Here is a 14140-nt window from a genome sequence, read left to right on the forward strand (position 1 = left end):
CTCCATCCACGGTGACTACGGGCTCGTCTTGTTCTTACGAGAACGGAACTGCAGCAGCGCGGCCAGGACGATGATCACGCCCTTGGCGATGTTCTGGATGTCGGTGTCCAGGTTGTTGAGGGTGAAGATGTTGGACAGCACGGTGAAGATCAGCACGCCGATCAGGGTGCCGATGAGCGAGCCGCGGCCGCCGGTCAGCAGCGTGCCGCCGATGACCACCGCGGCGATCGCGTCGAGCTCGTAGAGCATGCCGTTGGTGGAGGCGCCCGCGGTGGTGCGAGCGACGACCATCAGCGCCGCGATGCCGCAGCACAGCCCGGCCACGCCGTACACGAGCGCGGTGTGCCGCTTGACGTTGATGCCGGCCAGCCGCGACGCCTCCGCGTTGCCGCCGACCGCGTACGTGCGGCGGCCGAAGGTGGTGCGGTTCAGCACGACCCAGCCGACGGCGAACACCAGCGCGAACATCCAGATCAGCACCGGGATGCCGAGCAGGCTGCCGCGGAAGAAGTCGAGGAAGCCGGCGTCCGCGACCACCTGCGTCCGGCGGCCGCTGATGCGCTCGGCCAGCCCGCGGGCCGCGACGTACATCGCCAGCGTCGCGATGAACGGCACGATCTTCCCGTAGGACACCAGAATCCCGTTGACCAGCCCGCAGCCGAGCCCGACCAGAACGCCGCACAGGATCATCACGCCCGGGCCGTAGGACTGGGTGGCCAGTGTGGTCAGCCAGACGCTGGAGAGCGCGACGATGGACCCGACGGACAGGTCGATCCCGCCGCTGATGATCACGAACGTCATCCCGACGCTGACCACGCCGATGGCCGCGGCCAGCCGCAGGATCGTCGAGATGTTGCCGTCGGTGAAGAACTGGTCGGGCCGGGTCAGCTGGCCGACCAGGCACAGCACCACCAGTACCCCGGTGAGCCCGAGCAGCCGGGGATCGGCCCGCCAGGCGAAGCGCTTCCGCTTGGGGGACAAGGGCTTCCCCGGGTCGGTGACCCGGACCGACTCGGCTTGATCCGTCATGCCGCACTCCCCTCGAGAATCACGTCGAGCACGTCCGCCTCGGTCAGCTCCGCGGACGGCCTCGTCGCCAGGACACGTCCTTCACGCAGCACCAGCACCCGGTCGGACAGTCCGAGTACCTCGGGGATCTCGCTGGAGACCAGCACGATCGCCACGCCCGTCGCGGCCAGCTCGCTGATCAGCCGGTACAGCTCGGCCCGCGCGCCGACATCGACGCCGCGGGTCGGCTCGTCCAGCAGCAGCACCCGGCAGCCGCGGACCAGCCACCGCGCGAGCACCGCCTTCTGCTGGTTGCCGCCCGAGAGCGTGCGGATGATCCGCTTCGGGTCGGCGGGCCGGAGGTCGAGGCGCCGCAGGCTTTCCCCGGCGTCGTCGAGTTCCCTGGACCGGTCGGTGAACCCGAGCTTCGCGTACCGGCTGAGGCTCGCGAGCGTGACGTTGTACACGACGGGCAGGTCCAGCAGCAGGCCCTGGCTCTTGCGTTCCTCGGGCGCCAGGCCGATCCCGGCCTTGACGGCGGCGGAGACGCTGCCCGGCCGGACCGTTTTCCCGTCCACGGTCACGGATCCCGCGTCCGGCTTGCGCGCGCCGAAGATCGTCTCGAGCAGCTCACTGCGGCCGGAGCCGACCAGTCCGGCGATGCCGACGACCTCACCCGCGTGGACGGTCAGGCCGATGTCCTCGAACTCGCCCTTGATGGTCAGGTGCTCGACTTTCAGGACTTCGGTGTCCCGGTCGATGTGGGCTTCGTGGCGCGGACCGAACACGGTCTCGACCTTGTGCCCCGCCATCAGCCGGACGAGCTCGGAAGTCGGCGTCTGCTTCGCGTCGAGGTCGGTGGCCACGGTCTTGCCGTCCTTGAGCACGGTGACCCGGTGCCCGATCCGCCGCAGCTCCTCGAGCCGGTGGGAGATGTAGACGATCGCGACGCCCTCCGCGGTCAGCTCCCCGACGATGCGGAACAGGTTGTCGACCTCTTCGCCCGCCAGCGCCGCGGTGGGCTCGTCCATCACCAGCAGCTTGGCGTCGTAGGCCAGCGCACGGGCCATCGAGACCAGCTGCTGGCCGGCGGCGGACAGCGTGCCCACCTCGGTCGACGGGGTGATCTCCGGGTGCCCGAGCCGGGCGAGCAGTTTCGCGGCCAGGCCACGGGACTCGCTGATCTTGGTGAAGCCGAAGCTGGCGCGTTCGCGGCCGAGGAAGATGTTGTCGGCCACGGAAAGCCCGGGCACCAGGTCGAGTTCCTGGTACATCGTGGCGATGCCGATCTTCAGCGCGGCGACCGGCGAGGCCAGCGCGACGGGCTCGCCGCGCCAGGTGATCTCACCCTCGTCCGGGGTGTGCGCCCCGGCCAGCACCTTGATCAGCGTCGACTTGCCCGCGCCGTTCTGGCCCAGCAGGCAGTGCACCTCGCCGGGTTCGACGTCGAAGTCGACCCCGTCGAGCGCGCGTACCCCCGGGAAGGTCTTCACGATCCCCCGGACGGATAGCAACGTCATGCCGGCGCCTCCTCGGTGCTGCTGGTGGGCGAAGAACCCGGGGCGAAGCCGACCAGCGTCGGGTCGGCGAAAAGCCGTTCCGTGGCCAGGTGCGCGGCGCCCCGCAGTGCGGCGCTGGTGCCGAGCGGGGACGGCTCGACCCGGCAGGACGGCTCGTGGCCGAGCGGGCGCGCGGACAGTTCCCGGCGCACCGGCTCGACCAGCCATCGGCCCAGCGCGGCGAAGTAACCGCCGAGCACCACCACGTCGGGATCGAGCACGTCGACCACCGTGACGACGGCAACCCCAAGCGCCACACCGAGTTCCGACACCGCGGCGACCGCGCGCTGGTCACCGTGCTGCACCCGGTGCTTGAGCAGCCCGACCCGGCCGTCCACGCCCAAAGCGGGATCGTGCAGCGGATCCCCGGGCGCGGCCGCGGCCCGCAGCACGGCGTTCAGCCCGGCCTTGGTCTCGAGGCAGCCGACGCGGCCGCACGGGCACTGCTCACCGGACGGGTCCACGGTGATGTGCCCGACCTCGCCGGCGAAACCCCTTGCCCCGCGCAGGATCGAGCCGCCGGACACGAGCCCGCCGCCGACCCCCATCCCGCCGCTGAGGTAAAAGAGTTCGGCCACGCCGGCGCCGACACCCGCGACCGCTTCGCCGACCGCGCCGAGGTTCGCTTCGTTGTCCACCACGATGGCGTCGGCGGTCAGGCCGAGCCGGGCGGCCATCAGATCGGCGATTTCGGCGTCGCGCCACCGCAAAGTGGGCGCGAACCGCAGCACGGCCGCGGCCGAATCGACCAGCCCCGGCACCGAGACGGTGACCCCGACCGGCTGTTCGCCGGCCAGCACCTCGCCGGCGAGGAAGGCGAGTTCGTCCATGCTGCGGTGGAGGCCGAGCGCGGCGACGTCGGCGGTCTCGGTGCGCTCCGCGATGACGCGGCCTTCGAGGTTCGTGACGACCGCGGAGAACCGATCGGCCTCGACACTCAGCGCCAGCCCGTACGCGCTTTCGGCGTTCAGCTCGACCAGCTGGCTCGGCCGGCCGTTGCCTCCGGCGAGCAGCCCCGCCGCGCGGACCAGCCCGCGTCCGGACAGCTCGGTGACCAGCCCCGAGACCGCGGCCTTGGTGATCCCGCACCGGGCGGCGAGCTGGGTGCGGGACAGCGGGCCCGCGCGCAGCGCCCGCAGCAGCGCCGCCAGGTTCGCCGTGCGTGGGCTGACCGGCGCGTCCTGCTGCCCGGGATCGGTCGCGGCCACACTGCCCTCACTTACGACTCAGCCGTAACAAACTTTGTTACTTAGCAAGCGAAAGTAGGGTGAGCGCTGTCACCCGTCAAGGTGACAACAGGACAGAAACCACCCCATTCACCCGAATAGCCGTCCGATTTGTGGCGAACTTTCGGCCCTGGAGTGCAAAAGTGTGTACGAAGTTGACGTTACTGACAGGATTCAGATCGCTGCTCAGGGTGCCGCAGACGGCCCCTAACTACTGAGCGTGAAGGCTCGATCGGTAGCGGACCAGGCCGCCCCGATGACGCCGGCGGTGTCGCCGAGTTCGGACAGCACGATCGGCAGGTTGCCGGTCGCCAGCGGCAGTGAGCGCCGGTAGACCGAGCTGCGGATCTCGGCCAGCAACTGGTGCCCGAGCTGCGCCACCCCGCCGCCGATCACGACCATGCCCGGGTTCACGAAGCTCACCAGCGACGCCACCACCTGGCCCAGCCGCCGCCCGCCGTCGCGGATCAGGTTGACCGCGCCGAAGTCCCCCGCGGCGGCCGCGAGCCCGACGTCCCGCGCGGTCACCACACCACGGTCTGCGACCACGTCGGCGAGATAGGCCGAACGGCCGCTGCGGGCGAGCGTCAGCCCGTCGCGGGCCAGCGCGGCGCCGCCGAAGAACGCTTCGAGACAGCCGACCTCGCCGCACGCGCAGGTCGGCCCATAGTCGTCGAGCCGGATGTGCCCGATGTCCCCGGCGGTGCCCGCGACCCCGCGGTACACCTTGCCTTCCAGCACGATCCCGCAGCCGATCCCGGTGCCGATCTTGACGAACACCAGATCGTCGATCGACCGCGCGACCCCGGCGTGCCGCTCCCCGAGCGCCATCGAGTTGACGTCGTTGTCCACCGCGACCGGGCAGCCCAGCAGGCCGCCGAGGTGATCGCGCACGGAAAACCGGTCCCAGCCCGGCATTATCGGCGGGGCGACGGCCATGCCCTCGGCGAAGCTCACCGGCCCCGGCAGCCCGATCCCCGCGGCGATCAGCTTGCCCGGCGTGTCCTCGCGGATCTTCGCCGCCAGCTCGCCCACGCGCTGGAGCACCACGTGCGGCCCCTGCCGGACGTCGCAGTCCTCGACGGTGTGCGCCAGCACTTCACACGACGCGTCGGTCATCGCGACCCCGACCGAGGTGGCGCCGACGTCCACCGCGAGCACCCGCAGCTCCCCGGCCAGCCGCACCAGCGTCGAGCGGCGCCCGCCCCGGCTCGCCGACGGCCCGGCCGTCTCGACGAGCCCGACCTCACCCAGCCGCGTGACCTCGGCCCCCACCCGCGCCCGCGGCAGCTCCAGCCGCTCCCCCAGCTCGACGCGGGACATCGGCCCCTCGTCGCGCAACAGGGTGAGCAGCTGGGTCTGGTGCCGGGTTTCGACCATCGGATGCTCCGTGGTGGATGCCGTGCTCATTCAGCCGAGCCTACGGCGTTCCCGGGCGGGCAGCCGTGGCGAGTGCTGGGCCCGCCGGCGAGGGCGAGGCCAAGGTGGGAGTGGCAGGGCTACCCGGTTCCCGGTGATCCTGCCTGCCGTGAAGGCGTGGGAGGTGAAGTGATGACGGACCGGAGTCCGGCGCCCCGGCTCGGGGAGTTCCTGCGGGCCCGGCGGGCGCTGGTCCGGCCCGAGGACCACGGGCTGACCGCGGGGACCCGCCGCACCCCCGGCCTTCGGCGGGAAGAAGTCGCGATGCTGGACGCCTGGCCCCATACCCCGGCCCTGCCTTACGGGCGGTACATGGACCTGCTCGCGGCCAACCCGCTGGGCGAGGCGCGCGCCTTCTACCGGGACTGGGCCATGATCGGCGAGGGGTGCATCGCGGCGCTGCGGCGGCTGGTCGAGCTGAACCATCCGATGGTGGGCGAGCTGGCGCTGCGCTTCGAAAACCTGTCCGTCACCAGCGCTCTCCGGCCGGATCGACGTGCTGGTCAACAACGCGGGTTACGGGTTGTTCGCCGGGGTCGAGGAGATCTCCGACGCCGAGGCGCGAAAGTTGTTCGACACCAACGTGTTCGGCCTGCTGAACGTGACCAGGACGGCCCTCCCGACGCTGCGTGCCCAAGGCGCGGGCCGGGGCCTCTACGGCGCGTCCAAGTTCGCCGTCGAGGCGATCACCGAGGCACTGCACGCCGAAGTGGCTCCGCTCGGCATCCACGCCACTGTGGTGGAGCCCGGTTCATTCCGCACCGAGTTCCTCAGTGCGGAAAGCAGACGGCGGCCGGTGGCGTGAGCTGGCGCTGTCCACCGACTTCGCGGCGGTGACCCGGTAAGGTCGCCTCACCGCAGGTGAGACCGGCCGGAAGGAGAACCGCGATGGCGTCGGGCAGCACGTCGTTCCCCGCCCGGCGGGCGGCGGCCGAGCGCAACCGCGACAAGATCCTCGACGCCGCCCGGGACGCCTTCGCCGACCCCGGCGCGGAGATCTCGATGGCCGAGATCGCGCGGCGCGCCGACGTCGGCATGGCCACCCTCTACCGCAACTTCCCCGGGCGTCAGGAACTGCTCGAAGCGCTCTACGTCAACGAGGTCGACGCGCTCTGCGAAGCGGCGGGCGAGGACGCGTCGAGCCCGGGCGCAGCGCTCGTCAACTGGTTGCGCCGGCTCTTCGCGTTCGTGCCCGGCAAACGCCTGATCGTCTCGGAGCTGCTGGAGCACACCGATCCCGGCAGCCCGGTCATCCACGGCAACCGCGCCCGCGCGCTCGCCGCCGGCCGCCCGCTGCTGACCGCGGCGCAGGACGCCCACGAGGTCCGCGGCGACCTGACCCTCGAGCAGGTCTTCGACCTGATCGCCGCCATCGCCAAGATCCACGGCGGCCCGGACTACCTCGAGCCGATCTTCCAGACCATGCTCGACGGGCTCCGGCTTCGCTGACCGAGCCGGCACCGGCGTATCAGAGCCGTATCAGCCGGCTGTCAGGCCCCTCGGTGATGGTGGTCGCAGCACACCACCACGAGAGGAACACCGATGAGTCAGCCGGTTCGCATCCCGCAGGGCCTCCCGATGGAGCGCGACGCGGGCCCGTTCGACCCGCCCCGCGAGATCACCGGGCTGCGCGCGGCCCGCCCGGTCTCCCCCATGGCTTTCCCCGACGGTCACCAAGGCTGGCTCGTCACCGGCTACGACGCGGTCCGGCAGCTGCTGGCCGACACCCGGTTCAGCTCCCGCCAGGACCTCGGCATCATCCACGTGCCCTTCGAAACGCCCGGCATGCCCGCCCAGACCGAGCCGTCCCCGCAGACGCCGGGCCTGTTCATCAGCATGGACCCGCCCGACCACGGCCGGCTGCGGCGCAAGCTCACCGGCGCGTTCACGGTCAAGCGCATGAAGCAGCTCGAAGACCAGATCATCGAGATCGTCGAGCGGCAGCTGGCGGAGATGACCGAGCTGGCGCCGCCGGTCGACCTGGTCAAGGAGTTCGCGCTGCCGGTGCCCTCGCTGGTGATCTGCGCGCTGCTCGGCGTCCCGTACGCCGACCGCGGGAACTTCCAGGCCAACTCCACCAAGTTCCTGGAGAAGGACGTGACGCTCGAGGACAAGATGGCCGCGTACGGCGCGATGACGACGTACCTGGCCGAGCTGGTCACGAGCAAGCGCGCCGAGCCCGGCGAGGACCTGCTGTCCGATCTGGCCCGCGATGCGGACCTCAGCATCGAGGAACTGGTCGGCATGGCCTTCCTGCTGCTGCTGGCGGGCCACGAAACCACCGCGAACATGCTGTCGCTGGGCACTTTCGCGTTGCTGGAGCACCCGGAGCAGCTGGCCGAGCTGCGGGCGGACCGGGAGCTGTTCCCCGACGCCGTCGAGGAGCTGATGCGCTATCTGTCCGTTGTGGACGTCAACTACCGCTACGCCACCGAAGACCTCGAACTCGGCGGCGAAACCATCCCCCAGGGCTCCACTGTGGTCGTCTCGATGCTGGCCGCCGACCACGACCCCGAGCGCTTCGACAACGCCGACACCCTCGACATCCACCGCAAGGCCCGCGGCCACCTGGCTTTCGGCCACGGCGTCCACCAATGCCTGGGCCAGCAGCTGGCCCGCATCGAAATGCGCGCCGGCTTCGAAGGCCTGCTACGCCGCTTCCCGACCCTCGCGCTCGCCGTCCCCGCCGTCGACGTGCGGCTCAAGACCGACATGAACATCTACGGGGTGCACGAGCTGCCGGTCACCTGGACGGAAACGGCCGAGTAGGACCGGCGCCCGATCAGCTCCCCAGCCGGGCGACGCGATGGTCCGGCGGTACACCGGGACGGCGGCGGTCGGCCTGCGGGTGAGCGAAGGATCGGTCCGGGCGTCCACTGTGTACAGACCGAAGCGCGGTCGGTAGCTGCCCCACTCGTAGTTGTCCGTGATGCTCCAGTAGTTGTAGCCGATCACGTCCATCCCGTCGGCTTTGGCGCGCTGGAGCCAGAAAACCGAGTCCTGCAACGCGGCTTCGCGGGTGTAGCCGTCCGCGCGCGGCTTGCCGTCGTCGGTGGGCATCCCGTTTTCCACCACGTACAGCGGCAGGTTCGGGTACCGGCCGGCGTAGTACCGCAGCGCGTCGTAGATGCCCTCGGGCTGCATCTTGACGCTCCAGACGGCCCCGGAGGCGGCGGTGCGCCTGCACGACGTCGTTGATCCAGACGGGTGCGAGCAGCGGGCTGAGCGCGCCGATCTTGATCTCCTGACTGAGGAAGGTGACCGGCTCGTTGAAGGTCACCCACAGCACGCCGAGGTCGCGGTAGCGCGGCACGATCTTGCCGACGAAATCGGTGAAGTCGCCGATCACGCGCGCCTCGGCGAACCCGCCGCGGTCGGCGACCCAGCCCGGGTAGACCCAATGGCCGAGCGTGATCATCGGCGTCATGCCCGCGGCCCGCACGAGCCGGACGACGTCGTCGTAATAGGCCAGTCCCGTTCGTCCCACTCCCCCGGCCGCGGCTCGACGCGCGCCCATTCGACGCTGAACCGGAACGTGTTCACCCCGAGCCCGGCGGCGAGCCGGATGTCTTCGGGATAGCGGTGGCGGAAGTCGTCGGCGTTGCCGTACGGATCAACGCCGCCGGACGCCGCGACGTACCGCGACCAGTTGCTGTCGGGCGCGCCGCCCTCCGACTGGAACCCGGCGGTGGCCACCCCGTTCTTGGTGACGGCGGGTCAATGCTCGACCTCGGCGCGACACTTAGCCCTTGCGCTAAGTGTTGTCCGGCGTTAATACTTAGCCTCATGGCTCAGTATTCAGCGGTCCTCGACGGGGTCTTCGTCGCGCTCGCCGACCCGACGCGGCGCGCGGTCCTCCGGCGGCTCGGCCGCGGGCCGGCGAGCGTCGGCGACCTGGCCGGGGAAGCCCCGATGACGTTGCCCTCGTTCATGAAGCACGTCCGGGTGCTCGAGTCGAACGGCCTGATCCGCACGGCGAAATCCGGCCGTGTGCGCACCTGCGAGCTGAACCGCGAGCGGTTCGCGCTCGTCGAAGACTGGCTGGCCGAGCAGCGGGCCATCTGGGCCGGCCGCACCGACCGCCTGGAGCGGTTCGTCACCACCACCCCCGAGGAGAAGCAGTGAACCCCGACCTCGATCTCGGCCTCGACCGGATCATCCGCGCACCCCGCAAGCAGGTCTGGAACGCCTGGACCGAGCCGGCCAACCTGGCGCAGTGGTGGATTCCGGCGCCGATGCAGTGCCGCGTCGAGCGGCTCGAAGTCCGGCCCGGCGGCGCGTTCGTCACGCTGATGAGCGACGACGGCAGCACGTTCGTCCCCCACCTCGACGCCTGTTTCCTCGTGGTGGACGAATACGAGCGGATCGTGTTCACCAACGCGATCACCAGCGACTGGCGGCCGGCGAGCCCGGCCCCGGTCCCGATGACCGCCGAGATCGTCCTGCTCGATCACCCGGACGGCACCGACTACCGGGTCACCGTCCGCCACGGCGACCCCGCCGCCCGCGAGCGGCACGCCGACCTGGGCTTCGCCGACGGCTGGGGCACCACCACCGGCCAGCTCGCCCGGCTGGCCCAAGGACTCGTGAGTGTTCAGAACGGTTAGAACCGTCCGGAACACTCACGAGCGCGCCCTACGCAGCTGGAGTCCGGGATGGACACCCGGCAGCAGTTCGGCGTGCACGGCGACCCGGTGCAGCATCCCGATGAGCTGTCGCCGTTCCGGCTCGCTCAGCGGCGCGAGAACGCTGTCCTCCAGAGCGTCCGCGGAGGCTTCGGCCTCGCGCAGGACGGCGCGGGCCCGCCCGGTCAGCCGCACGGCGTAAGCGCGGCGGTCGTCCGGATGGCGGGTGCGGCGGACCAGCTCGTGCGCTTCGAGCCCGAAATGCGCCGGCTGGAGCCCCAGCGGCATGAGGCTCGCGGCCATCCGCTCCGCGACGTGGCGACCGAGCTGCGACAACAGGAACACGCCGCGTTCATCAAGCGGCACCGCCGCCGGCGTAAGCACGCCGGTCACCCTGATCAACGCCTTCCCGGTGCCGACGACCCAGCAGCACCGCTTCCTCAGCCGATGGAAGGACAACGCCCGCCTGATGGCGTCCGCCCCCGGCTTCATCCAGGCGCGCATGCTCCGCGCGATGAGCGACCAGGCCGAGCTGACCTTCATCAACGTCGCCGAATGGGAATCGGGCGCCGCCGTCGACGAGGCCCGGCGCAACCCGGAGTGGCCGGCCTCGATCCAGCGGCTGGTCAACGACCCCGAACTCGACGCCAAGGCCCGCCCGATGGTCTACCAGTCCGTCATCGACGTGACTCCCGGCGACCAGTTGCCGTGAACCTCACCGGTCGCGGCCCGTGAACCGGGGCCGCGACCGGCGGTGGTCACGGGTCGCAGCCGGGCGCAGGGCCCTGGTAGCCCTGCTCGGAGGACTTGTCGATGCCGACCTCGCACTTGATGGACGGGTCGAGCTTGTTGTCCTTGACGTGCGCGTCGGTCGAGTGGTTCTGCAGGCCGATGGCGTGGTCCGGGCCCGCCACCCAGGTGTTGCCGGTGACGGTGAGGTGCTGGACGTCGTCGACCATCAGCGTCTGGGACGCTTGACGGGTCTGGCAGTAGTTGTTGCTGAACGTCCAGTCCTCCGAAACGCCCTTGCCGCTGCCGTCGCCGGCCTCGGAGTTCGGGCCCTCCGCCATCAGGCACATGTTGTCGACCTGCTCGCACCGGTTGCTGTCGATGACCAGGTGGCTGCTGGCCACGTCGTCCTCGTCGGTGGCGAAGGTCTGCATGCAGTCGGCGTGGGCGCCGGTGCTGTTGTCGGTCTTGCTGACGGTGTTGTGCCGGATGGCGATGTTGTCGCCGAAGAAGCGCAACCCGTCCCCGTCGCCGCCCTTCGGCGCGGTGACCGTGTTGTTCTGCACCGTCACACCGTTTCCGTGGACCTCGATGCCGGGCGCCGACGGCTGGTCCATTGTGTACCCGTCGACCACGACGTAGTCGGCGTCGACGTCGATCCCGCCGACTTGCTGGCCCGCGCCGGAATAGGTGACGGGCGCCTGGGCCGTGCCGCCCTTGGTGATCTTCAGCCGTTGGGTCTTGGCCGTGCTGTCGAAGCAGACGACGTCGCCGGGACGCACGGTGTCGGCGGCCCCGGTGTCGGCGAGGTGCCGGGTGCAGGCCGGCCCGGCGCCGGCGTATGCCCCGGCCGCGCTGCTCGCGGGAGCGGCCGCGGCCGTCCCGGCGAACGGCAACACCAACGCGGCGCAGGTCGCAACGATTCTCATAGTGGACAACGTTTTCACCCTCCGGTATTCCCTCACTGGTCCTGGTGGGCGACGGTCAGCCCGTACACCACCGTCTCGCCGTAGTTCTCCGTGCTGCACGGCGAAGATTTGTCGCAGTTGGCCTGGGTGTAGACCCCCGCCTTGAAGTAGTCGCCCGAGGAATCCGCGGCGAAGTCGGCGACCTTGGTCCCGTTGTAGAAGGCCGAAATCCGGCCGCCCCCGGCCACGAACTTGACGGTGAACCTGGTGCCGAGCCGGTAGTTGCCGTCGGCGAGCTGGTAGTGCGTGTCGTTGCCCTTGGTGACGTAGAGCTTGCTGCCCTCGAGCCGGAAGACGGTCACGTCGTCCTCGCTGTCATGAATCTGGGCGACGACGACCTGGGGCTTGTCCGCGGGCAGATGGGTGACCGAGGTGTCGACCGTCAGCGTGCTGGTGCCCTGGGTGGTGGACCAGCTCGCCGCGTCACCGCCGGCCATCTCGCGCAGCTCCGACCGCGGGTAGCCGCTGCCGCTGGTGGTCACCCCGTTCACCGCCGCCCGGAACTGGACCCCGGTGCACCCCGCGGCAGTGGTGAACCACGGATCGGCGCTGAAGGTCTTCAGCTCCGGCTGGGTGACCTCGGTCGGTTTGCCCGCCGAGCCGGTGGGGAGGGTTTCCTTCCAGTTCGCCAGGTCCAGCACGTCTGCCGGATGACTGCAGGCCGGTGTCGCCGCCGTTGCCGCCGCAGTCGCGGTCGCGGTCGCGGTCGCCGAAATCGCCACCGCCGTCGTCGCCATTGCCACGAGAAGGATCCGCTGGGTCCGTTTCATGATCAGCAAGCTAGCCACACCCGCCGGGACCGGTCCCCGATCCCCCGGGGTCTTTGCGTAACCGATCGGTCACAGTATTGTACTCATCGGGCACGTTCCGTTATCTCGACGGAACTTGGAGTAGGGGGAAAGAATGGTGAACACTGTGATGCGGTCATGACCGGGCCCCGCCGTGGTGACCGGTCAGGGAAAGCTAGTGGACCTGCGGATCGAGGATCGTGCACTGCATGGTCCAGCCGGGCAGAAGCTGGGGCTCGTGATCGTCCAGACGATCAAAAACACCCGCGACACCACACGAGCGTCCTCGCTGCTGAAACTGAACGCGCTGTTCGGCAAGGAGCCGCTGCGGGCAGAACCCCAGCCGGAGTGGGCGCCGACGCCCACCAGGTCGCCGCCCCGGCCGGACGAACCGGACACCGGACGGGGGCACTGGTGAACACCGAGGAAGAGCTGTACAACCTCGCCAAGGAGATCGACGCCCGCGTCGCCGCGGTGGAGCAAGCCGCGGCTGACGGGGAAGCCCTGCCGCTGGTCCTGGACATCGGCGCGAACCTGGGCCAGCTCATCGTGGACGGCTCAGGTGCCTTGATCTCGGTCGAGCTGGACCAGGAAGCCGTCGCCGTCCAAACAGGCGCCAGCCTGGCAGGCCACGTCCTACGCGCGGTGAACAACGCGGAATCCGCGGCCACGACCCGTCGCAAGCTGATGGTCGACGAAGCCGCCCGAGAGGCAGGACCCCGATGAGCGGCCTAGACCCCATGACCAACGACTCGTCCGGCGCCGGCTTCGAGGTCTACCCCCAAGCCCTACGACAGGCGACAGAACACATCTTCGCCGCCCGCGACAAGGTGATGAAATTCGCCAACGACGATCTGTCTTCGATGGTCCTCCACGACGAAGACGTCGGTTTGCTCGGCGTTCAATCGCACATCGTGGAAGTCTTCAACAACGTGATCGCCAGCATGCAGAACAAGAGCAGACGCGGTGCCGAAAAGCTGGACAGTTTCGCCGCGGCGGTCGACAAAGCCGCGGACTACTACGAAACCCAGGACGAAGAGGACTATCGACGCCTGCGGGACAAGGAAAAGGGGATGAACTGACCATGACCGGCACGCCAGTTCACATACCGGACCCAACGGCACCCCCAGGGCCTTATCCCGACGAGACCGACGCAAGGATTCGCCAGGTGGCGAACATCTTCGGCCGTGACGACATCATTCGCCTCCTCGACAACATCCGGCACAAGTTGCTGGGCGACTCCCTCGCAGTGCAGAAGATGGCCCTCGCCTTCGCCGAAAACGACATTCTGGGCGCGACGAACGCGAACGACATCAGCGCGGCAACCAACGTGGTGAGCGGTACCTGGACAGGCCGCGCGGCCGACCAGTTCAACGCCTATGCCGGCCGCGTCGGCAACGCTCTCAATAGCCCGCAAGGCGCTGTCGCCAGCATGTCCGTGATCCTCGTCGAGATCGCCAACTGCGTGATCAACACCTACAAGAGTGCCATCGAGTTTGTCGGCGCCTGCGGGACCGAGCTGAGCAAAATCGGCATCAAAGGAGTACTCGCGGCGCTGACCGTGGAAGTGCCCATCGTAGACCTCTTCACAGCCAAAGACGTAATCGACACAGTGATCGACGCGTTCAGCACACTAATAGACAAGGTCGCCGTACTGTTCGGTGAATCACTCACAGACCTGGGTAAATTCGCGGGTGGTGCAATCAGCTTGCAGCAGGCTGATACCAATTTTCCGGAGATACCGGAGATGGCGGGGAACTCCGGCATTAACAACGAGAAGCAATGGCGCGTCAATCCGACGGCTTTTCCAGAATGAGC

The 14140-nt window shown here is 69.3% G+C and carries 19 protein-coding genes and 1 pseudogene; 10 read left to right on the top strand and 10 right to left on the bottom strand.

Going from position 1 to position 14140, the window contains the following annotated elements; translation table 11 throughout:
• Positions 1 to 15: 15 nt before the first annotated feature.
• The 4 genes from BMY97_RS24060 to BMY97_RS24075 form a co-directional block, all read right to left on the bottom strand.
• Positions 16 to 1029, bottom strand: coding sequence for an ABC transporter permease (locus BMY97_RS24060; RefSeq protein ID WP_091620020.1), 1014 nt, complete (start codon positions 1027 to 1029; stop codon positions 16 to 18).
• Positions 1026 to 2528 (bottom strand): sugar ABC transporter ATP-binding protein, encoded by a 1503-nt coding sequence (locus BMY97_RS24065; protein WP_091620023.1) that lies wholly within the window; start codon positions 2526 to 2528, stop codon positions 1026 to 1028. The genes BMY97_RS24060 and BMY97_RS24065 overlap by 4 nt, the downstream gene beginning before the upstream one ends.
• Positions 2525 to 3775, bottom strand: coding sequence for an ROK family transcriptional regulator (locus tag BMY97_RS24070; RefSeq protein ID WP_091620026.1), 1251 nt, complete (start codon positions 3773 to 3775; stop codon positions 2525 to 2527). The genes BMY97_RS24065 and BMY97_RS24070 overlap by 4 nt, the downstream gene beginning before the upstream one ends.
• A 225-nt stretch (positions 3776 to 4000) precedes the next feature.
• A complete protein-coding gene (locus tag BMY97_RS24075; RefSeq protein WP_091620029.1) occupies positions 4001 to 5203 on the bottom strand; it encodes an ROK family transcriptional regulator in 1203 nt (400 codons plus the stop codon).
• 505 nt (positions 5204 to 5708) lie between these two features.
• Here BMY97_RS24075 and BMY97_RS24080 point away from each other — a divergent pair.
• The 3 genes from BMY97_RS24080 (at position 5709) to BMY97_RS24090 (ending at position 7981) form a co-directional block, all read left to right on the top strand.
• Complete coding sequence (locus BMY97_RS24080; protein WP_425425323.1) at positions 5709 to 6017, top strand: SDR family NAD(P)-dependent oxidoreductase; 309 nt, start codon at positions 5709 to 5711, stop codon at positions 6015 to 6017.
• A gap of 83 nt (positions 6018 to 6100) precedes the next feature.
• A complete protein-coding gene (locus BMY97_RS24085) occupies positions 6101 to 6661 on the top strand; it encodes a TetR/AcrR family transcriptional regulator (RefSeq protein ID WP_091620031.1) in 561 nt (186 codons plus the stop codon).
• 93 nt (positions 6662 to 6754) lie between these two features.
• Complete coding sequence (locus BMY97_RS24090) at positions 6755 to 7981, top strand: cytochrome P450 (protein ID WP_091620034.1); 1227 nt, start codon at positions 6755 to 6757, stop codon at positions 7979 to 7981.
• On the opposite strand, the gene BMY97_RS49375 is transcribed toward BMY97_RS24090, so the two are convergent.
• The 3 genes and pseudogenes from BMY97_RS49375 to BMY97_RS49775 all read right to left on the bottom strand — a co-directional run bounded on the left by BMY97_RS49375 (position 7862) and on the right by BMY97_RS49775 (position 8908).
• Positions 7862 to 8356 (bottom strand): family 1 glycosylhydrolase, encoded by a 495-nt coding sequence (locus BMY97_RS49375; RefSeq protein WP_425425325.1) that lies wholly within the window; start codon positions 8354 to 8356, stop codon positions 7862 to 7864. The two genes, BMY97_RS24090 and BMY97_RS49375, sit on opposite strands and share 120 nt — an antisense overlap.
• A 130-nt stretch (positions 8357 to 8486) precedes the next feature.
• A pseudogene (locus tag BMY97_RS49770) lies at positions 8487 to 8729 on the bottom strand (family 1 glycosylhydrolase); the annotation flags it as partial.
• Positions 8636 to 8908 carry a family 1 glycosylhydrolase gene (locus BMY97_RS49775; protein WP_483860482.1) on the bottom strand — a complete coding sequence of 91 codons (273 nt, stop codon included), beginning with the start codon at positions 8906 to 8908 and terminating at the stop codon, positions 8636 to 8638. The pseudogene BMY97_RS49770 and the gene BMY97_RS49775, both read right to left, overlap by 94 nt.
• Before the next feature lie 90 nt (positions 8909 to 8998).
• Here BMY97_RS49775 and BMY97_RS24100 point away from each other — a divergent pair, with 90 nt between their 5' ends.
• Positions 8999 to 9337, top strand: a complete 339-nt coding sequence (locus tag BMY97_RS24100) for an ArsR/SmtB family transcription factor (protein ID WP_091620038.1) — start codon at positions 8999 to 9001, stop codon at positions 9335 to 9337.
• Positions 9334 to 9819: an SRPBCC domain-containing protein gene (locus BMY97_RS24105; protein WP_091620041.1), complete on the top strand. Its 486-nt coding sequence runs from the start codon at positions 9334 to 9336 to the stop codon at positions 9817 to 9819. The genes BMY97_RS24100 and BMY97_RS24105 overlap by 4 nt, the downstream gene beginning before the upstream one ends.
• A gap of 15 nt (positions 9820 to 9834) precedes the next feature.
• Here the strand turns inward: BMY97_RS24105 and BMY97_RS24110 are convergent, their stop codons facing one another.
• Positions 9835 to 10221, bottom strand: a complete 387-nt coding sequence (locus tag BMY97_RS24110) for a MarR family winged helix-turn-helix transcriptional regulator (protein ID WP_091620566.1) — start codon at positions 10219 to 10221, stop codon at positions 9835 to 9837.
• Between BMY97_RS24110 and BMY97_RS24115 the strand changes: the two genes are divergently transcribed.
• The gene (locus BMY97_RS24115; protein ID WP_091620043.1) at positions 10124 to 10549 is read left to right on the top strand and encodes an antibiotic biosynthesis monooxygenase family protein; all 426 of its coding nucleotides are present in this window, start codon (positions 10124 to 10126) and stop codon (positions 10547 to 10549) included. The two genes, BMY97_RS24110 and BMY97_RS24115, sit on opposite strands and share 98 nt — an antisense overlap.
• Positions 10550 to 10595: 46 nt before the next feature.
• On the opposite strand, the gene BMY97_RS24120 is transcribed toward BMY97_RS24115, so the two are convergent.
• Entirely contained in the window at positions 10596 to 11495 is a 900-nt protein-coding gene (locus BMY97_RS24120; protein WP_091620046.1) for a right-handed parallel beta-helix repeat-containing protein, read from the bottom strand.
• A 32-nt stretch (positions 11496 to 11527) separates the two neighbouring features.
• A complete protein-coding gene (locus BMY97_RS24125; RefSeq protein WP_091620568.1) occupies positions 11528 to 12304 on the bottom strand; it encodes a polysaccharide lyase family 7 protein in 777 nt (258 codons plus the stop codon).
• A gap of 196 nt (positions 12305 to 12500) precedes the next feature.
• Here BMY97_RS24125 and BMY97_RS24130 point away from each other — a divergent pair, with 196 nt between their 5' ends.
• From BMY97_RS24130 to BMY97_RS24145, 4 genes are all read left to right on the top strand, one after another.
• Positions 12501 to 12740 carry a hypothetical protein gene (locus BMY97_RS24130; protein ID WP_091620049.1) on the top strand — a complete coding sequence of 80 codons (240 nt, stop codon included), beginning with the start codon at positions 12501 to 12503 and terminating at the stop codon, positions 12738 to 12740.
• The gene (locus BMY97_RS24135) at positions 12737 to 13048 is read left to right on the top strand and encodes a hypothetical protein (protein WP_091620051.1); all 312 of its coding nucleotides are present in this window, start codon (positions 12737 to 12739) and stop codon (positions 13046 to 13048) included. Before BMY97_RS24130 ends, BMY97_RS24135 begins: the two co-directional genes overlap by 4 nt.
• Before the next feature lie 14 nt (positions 13049 to 13062).
• Positions 13063 to 13404 carry a hypothetical protein gene (locus BMY97_RS24140; RefSeq protein WP_091620054.1) on the top strand — a complete coding sequence of 114 codons (342 nt, stop codon included), beginning with the start codon at positions 13063 to 13065 and terminating at the stop codon, positions 13402 to 13404.
• 86 nt (positions 13405 to 13490) lie between these two features.
• The gene (locus BMY97_RS24145; RefSeq protein WP_091620057.1) at positions 13491 to 14138 is read left to right on the top strand and encodes a hypothetical protein; all 648 of its coding nucleotides are present in this window, start codon (positions 13491 to 13493) and stop codon (positions 14136 to 14138) included.
• The last annotated feature ends 2 nt before the right edge of the window (positions 14139 to 14140 follow it).

It is taken from the genome of Amycolatopsis saalfeldensis (genome assembly GCF_900110575.1).
GTDB lineage: Bacteria > Actinomycetota > Actinomycetes > Mycobacteriales > Pseudonocardiaceae > Amycolatopsis > Amycolatopsis saalfeldensis.

Bases quoted from the DNA above. Each gene is read 5' to 3' on its own strand.
- BMY97_RS24125 (WP_091620568.1), bottom strand. From the start codon at position 12,304: ATGAAACGGACCCAGCGGATCCTTCTCGTGGCAATGGCGACGACGGCG.
- BMY97_RS24085 (WP_091620031.1), top strand. From the start codon at position 6,101: ATGGCGTCGGGCAGCACGTCGTTCCCCGCCCGGCGGGCGGCGGCCGAG.
- BMY97_RS24060 (WP_091620020.1), bottom strand. From the start codon at position 1,029: ATGACGGATCAAGCCGAGTCGGTCCGGGTCACCGACCCGGGGAAGCCC.
- BMY97_RS24115 (WP_091620043.1), top strand. From the start codon at position 10,124: ATGAGGCTCGCGGCCATCCGCTCCGCGACGTGGCGACCGAGCTGCGAC.
- BMY97_RS24100 (WP_091620038.1), top strand. From the start codon at position 8,999: ATGGCTCAGTATTCAGCGGTCCTCGACGGGGTCTTCGTCGCGCTCGCC.
- BMY97_RS24140 (WP_091620054.1), top strand. From the start codon at position 13,063: ATGACCAACGACTCGTCCGGCGCCGGCTTCGAGGTCTACCCCCAAGCC.
- BMY97_RS24065 (WP_091620023.1), bottom strand. From the start codon at position 2,528: ATGACGTTGCTATCCGTCCGGGGGATCGTGAAGACCTTCCCGGGGGTA.
- BMY97_RS24120 (WP_091620046.1), bottom strand. From the start codon at position 11,495: ATGAGAATCGTTGCGACCTGCGCCGCGTTGGTGTTGCCGTTCGCCGGG.
- BMY97_RS49375 (WP_425425325.1), bottom strand. From the start codon at position 8,356: ATGCAGCCCGAGGGCATCTACGACGCGCTGCGGTACTACGCCGGCCGG.
- BMY97_RS24090 (WP_091620034.1), top strand. From the start codon at position 6,755: ATGAGTCAGCCGGTTCGCATCCCGCAGGGCCTCCCGATGGAGCGCGAC.
- BMY97_RS24075 (WP_091620029.1), bottom strand. From the start codon at position 5,203: ATGAGCACGGCATCCACCACGGAGCATCCGATGGTCGAAACCCGGCAC.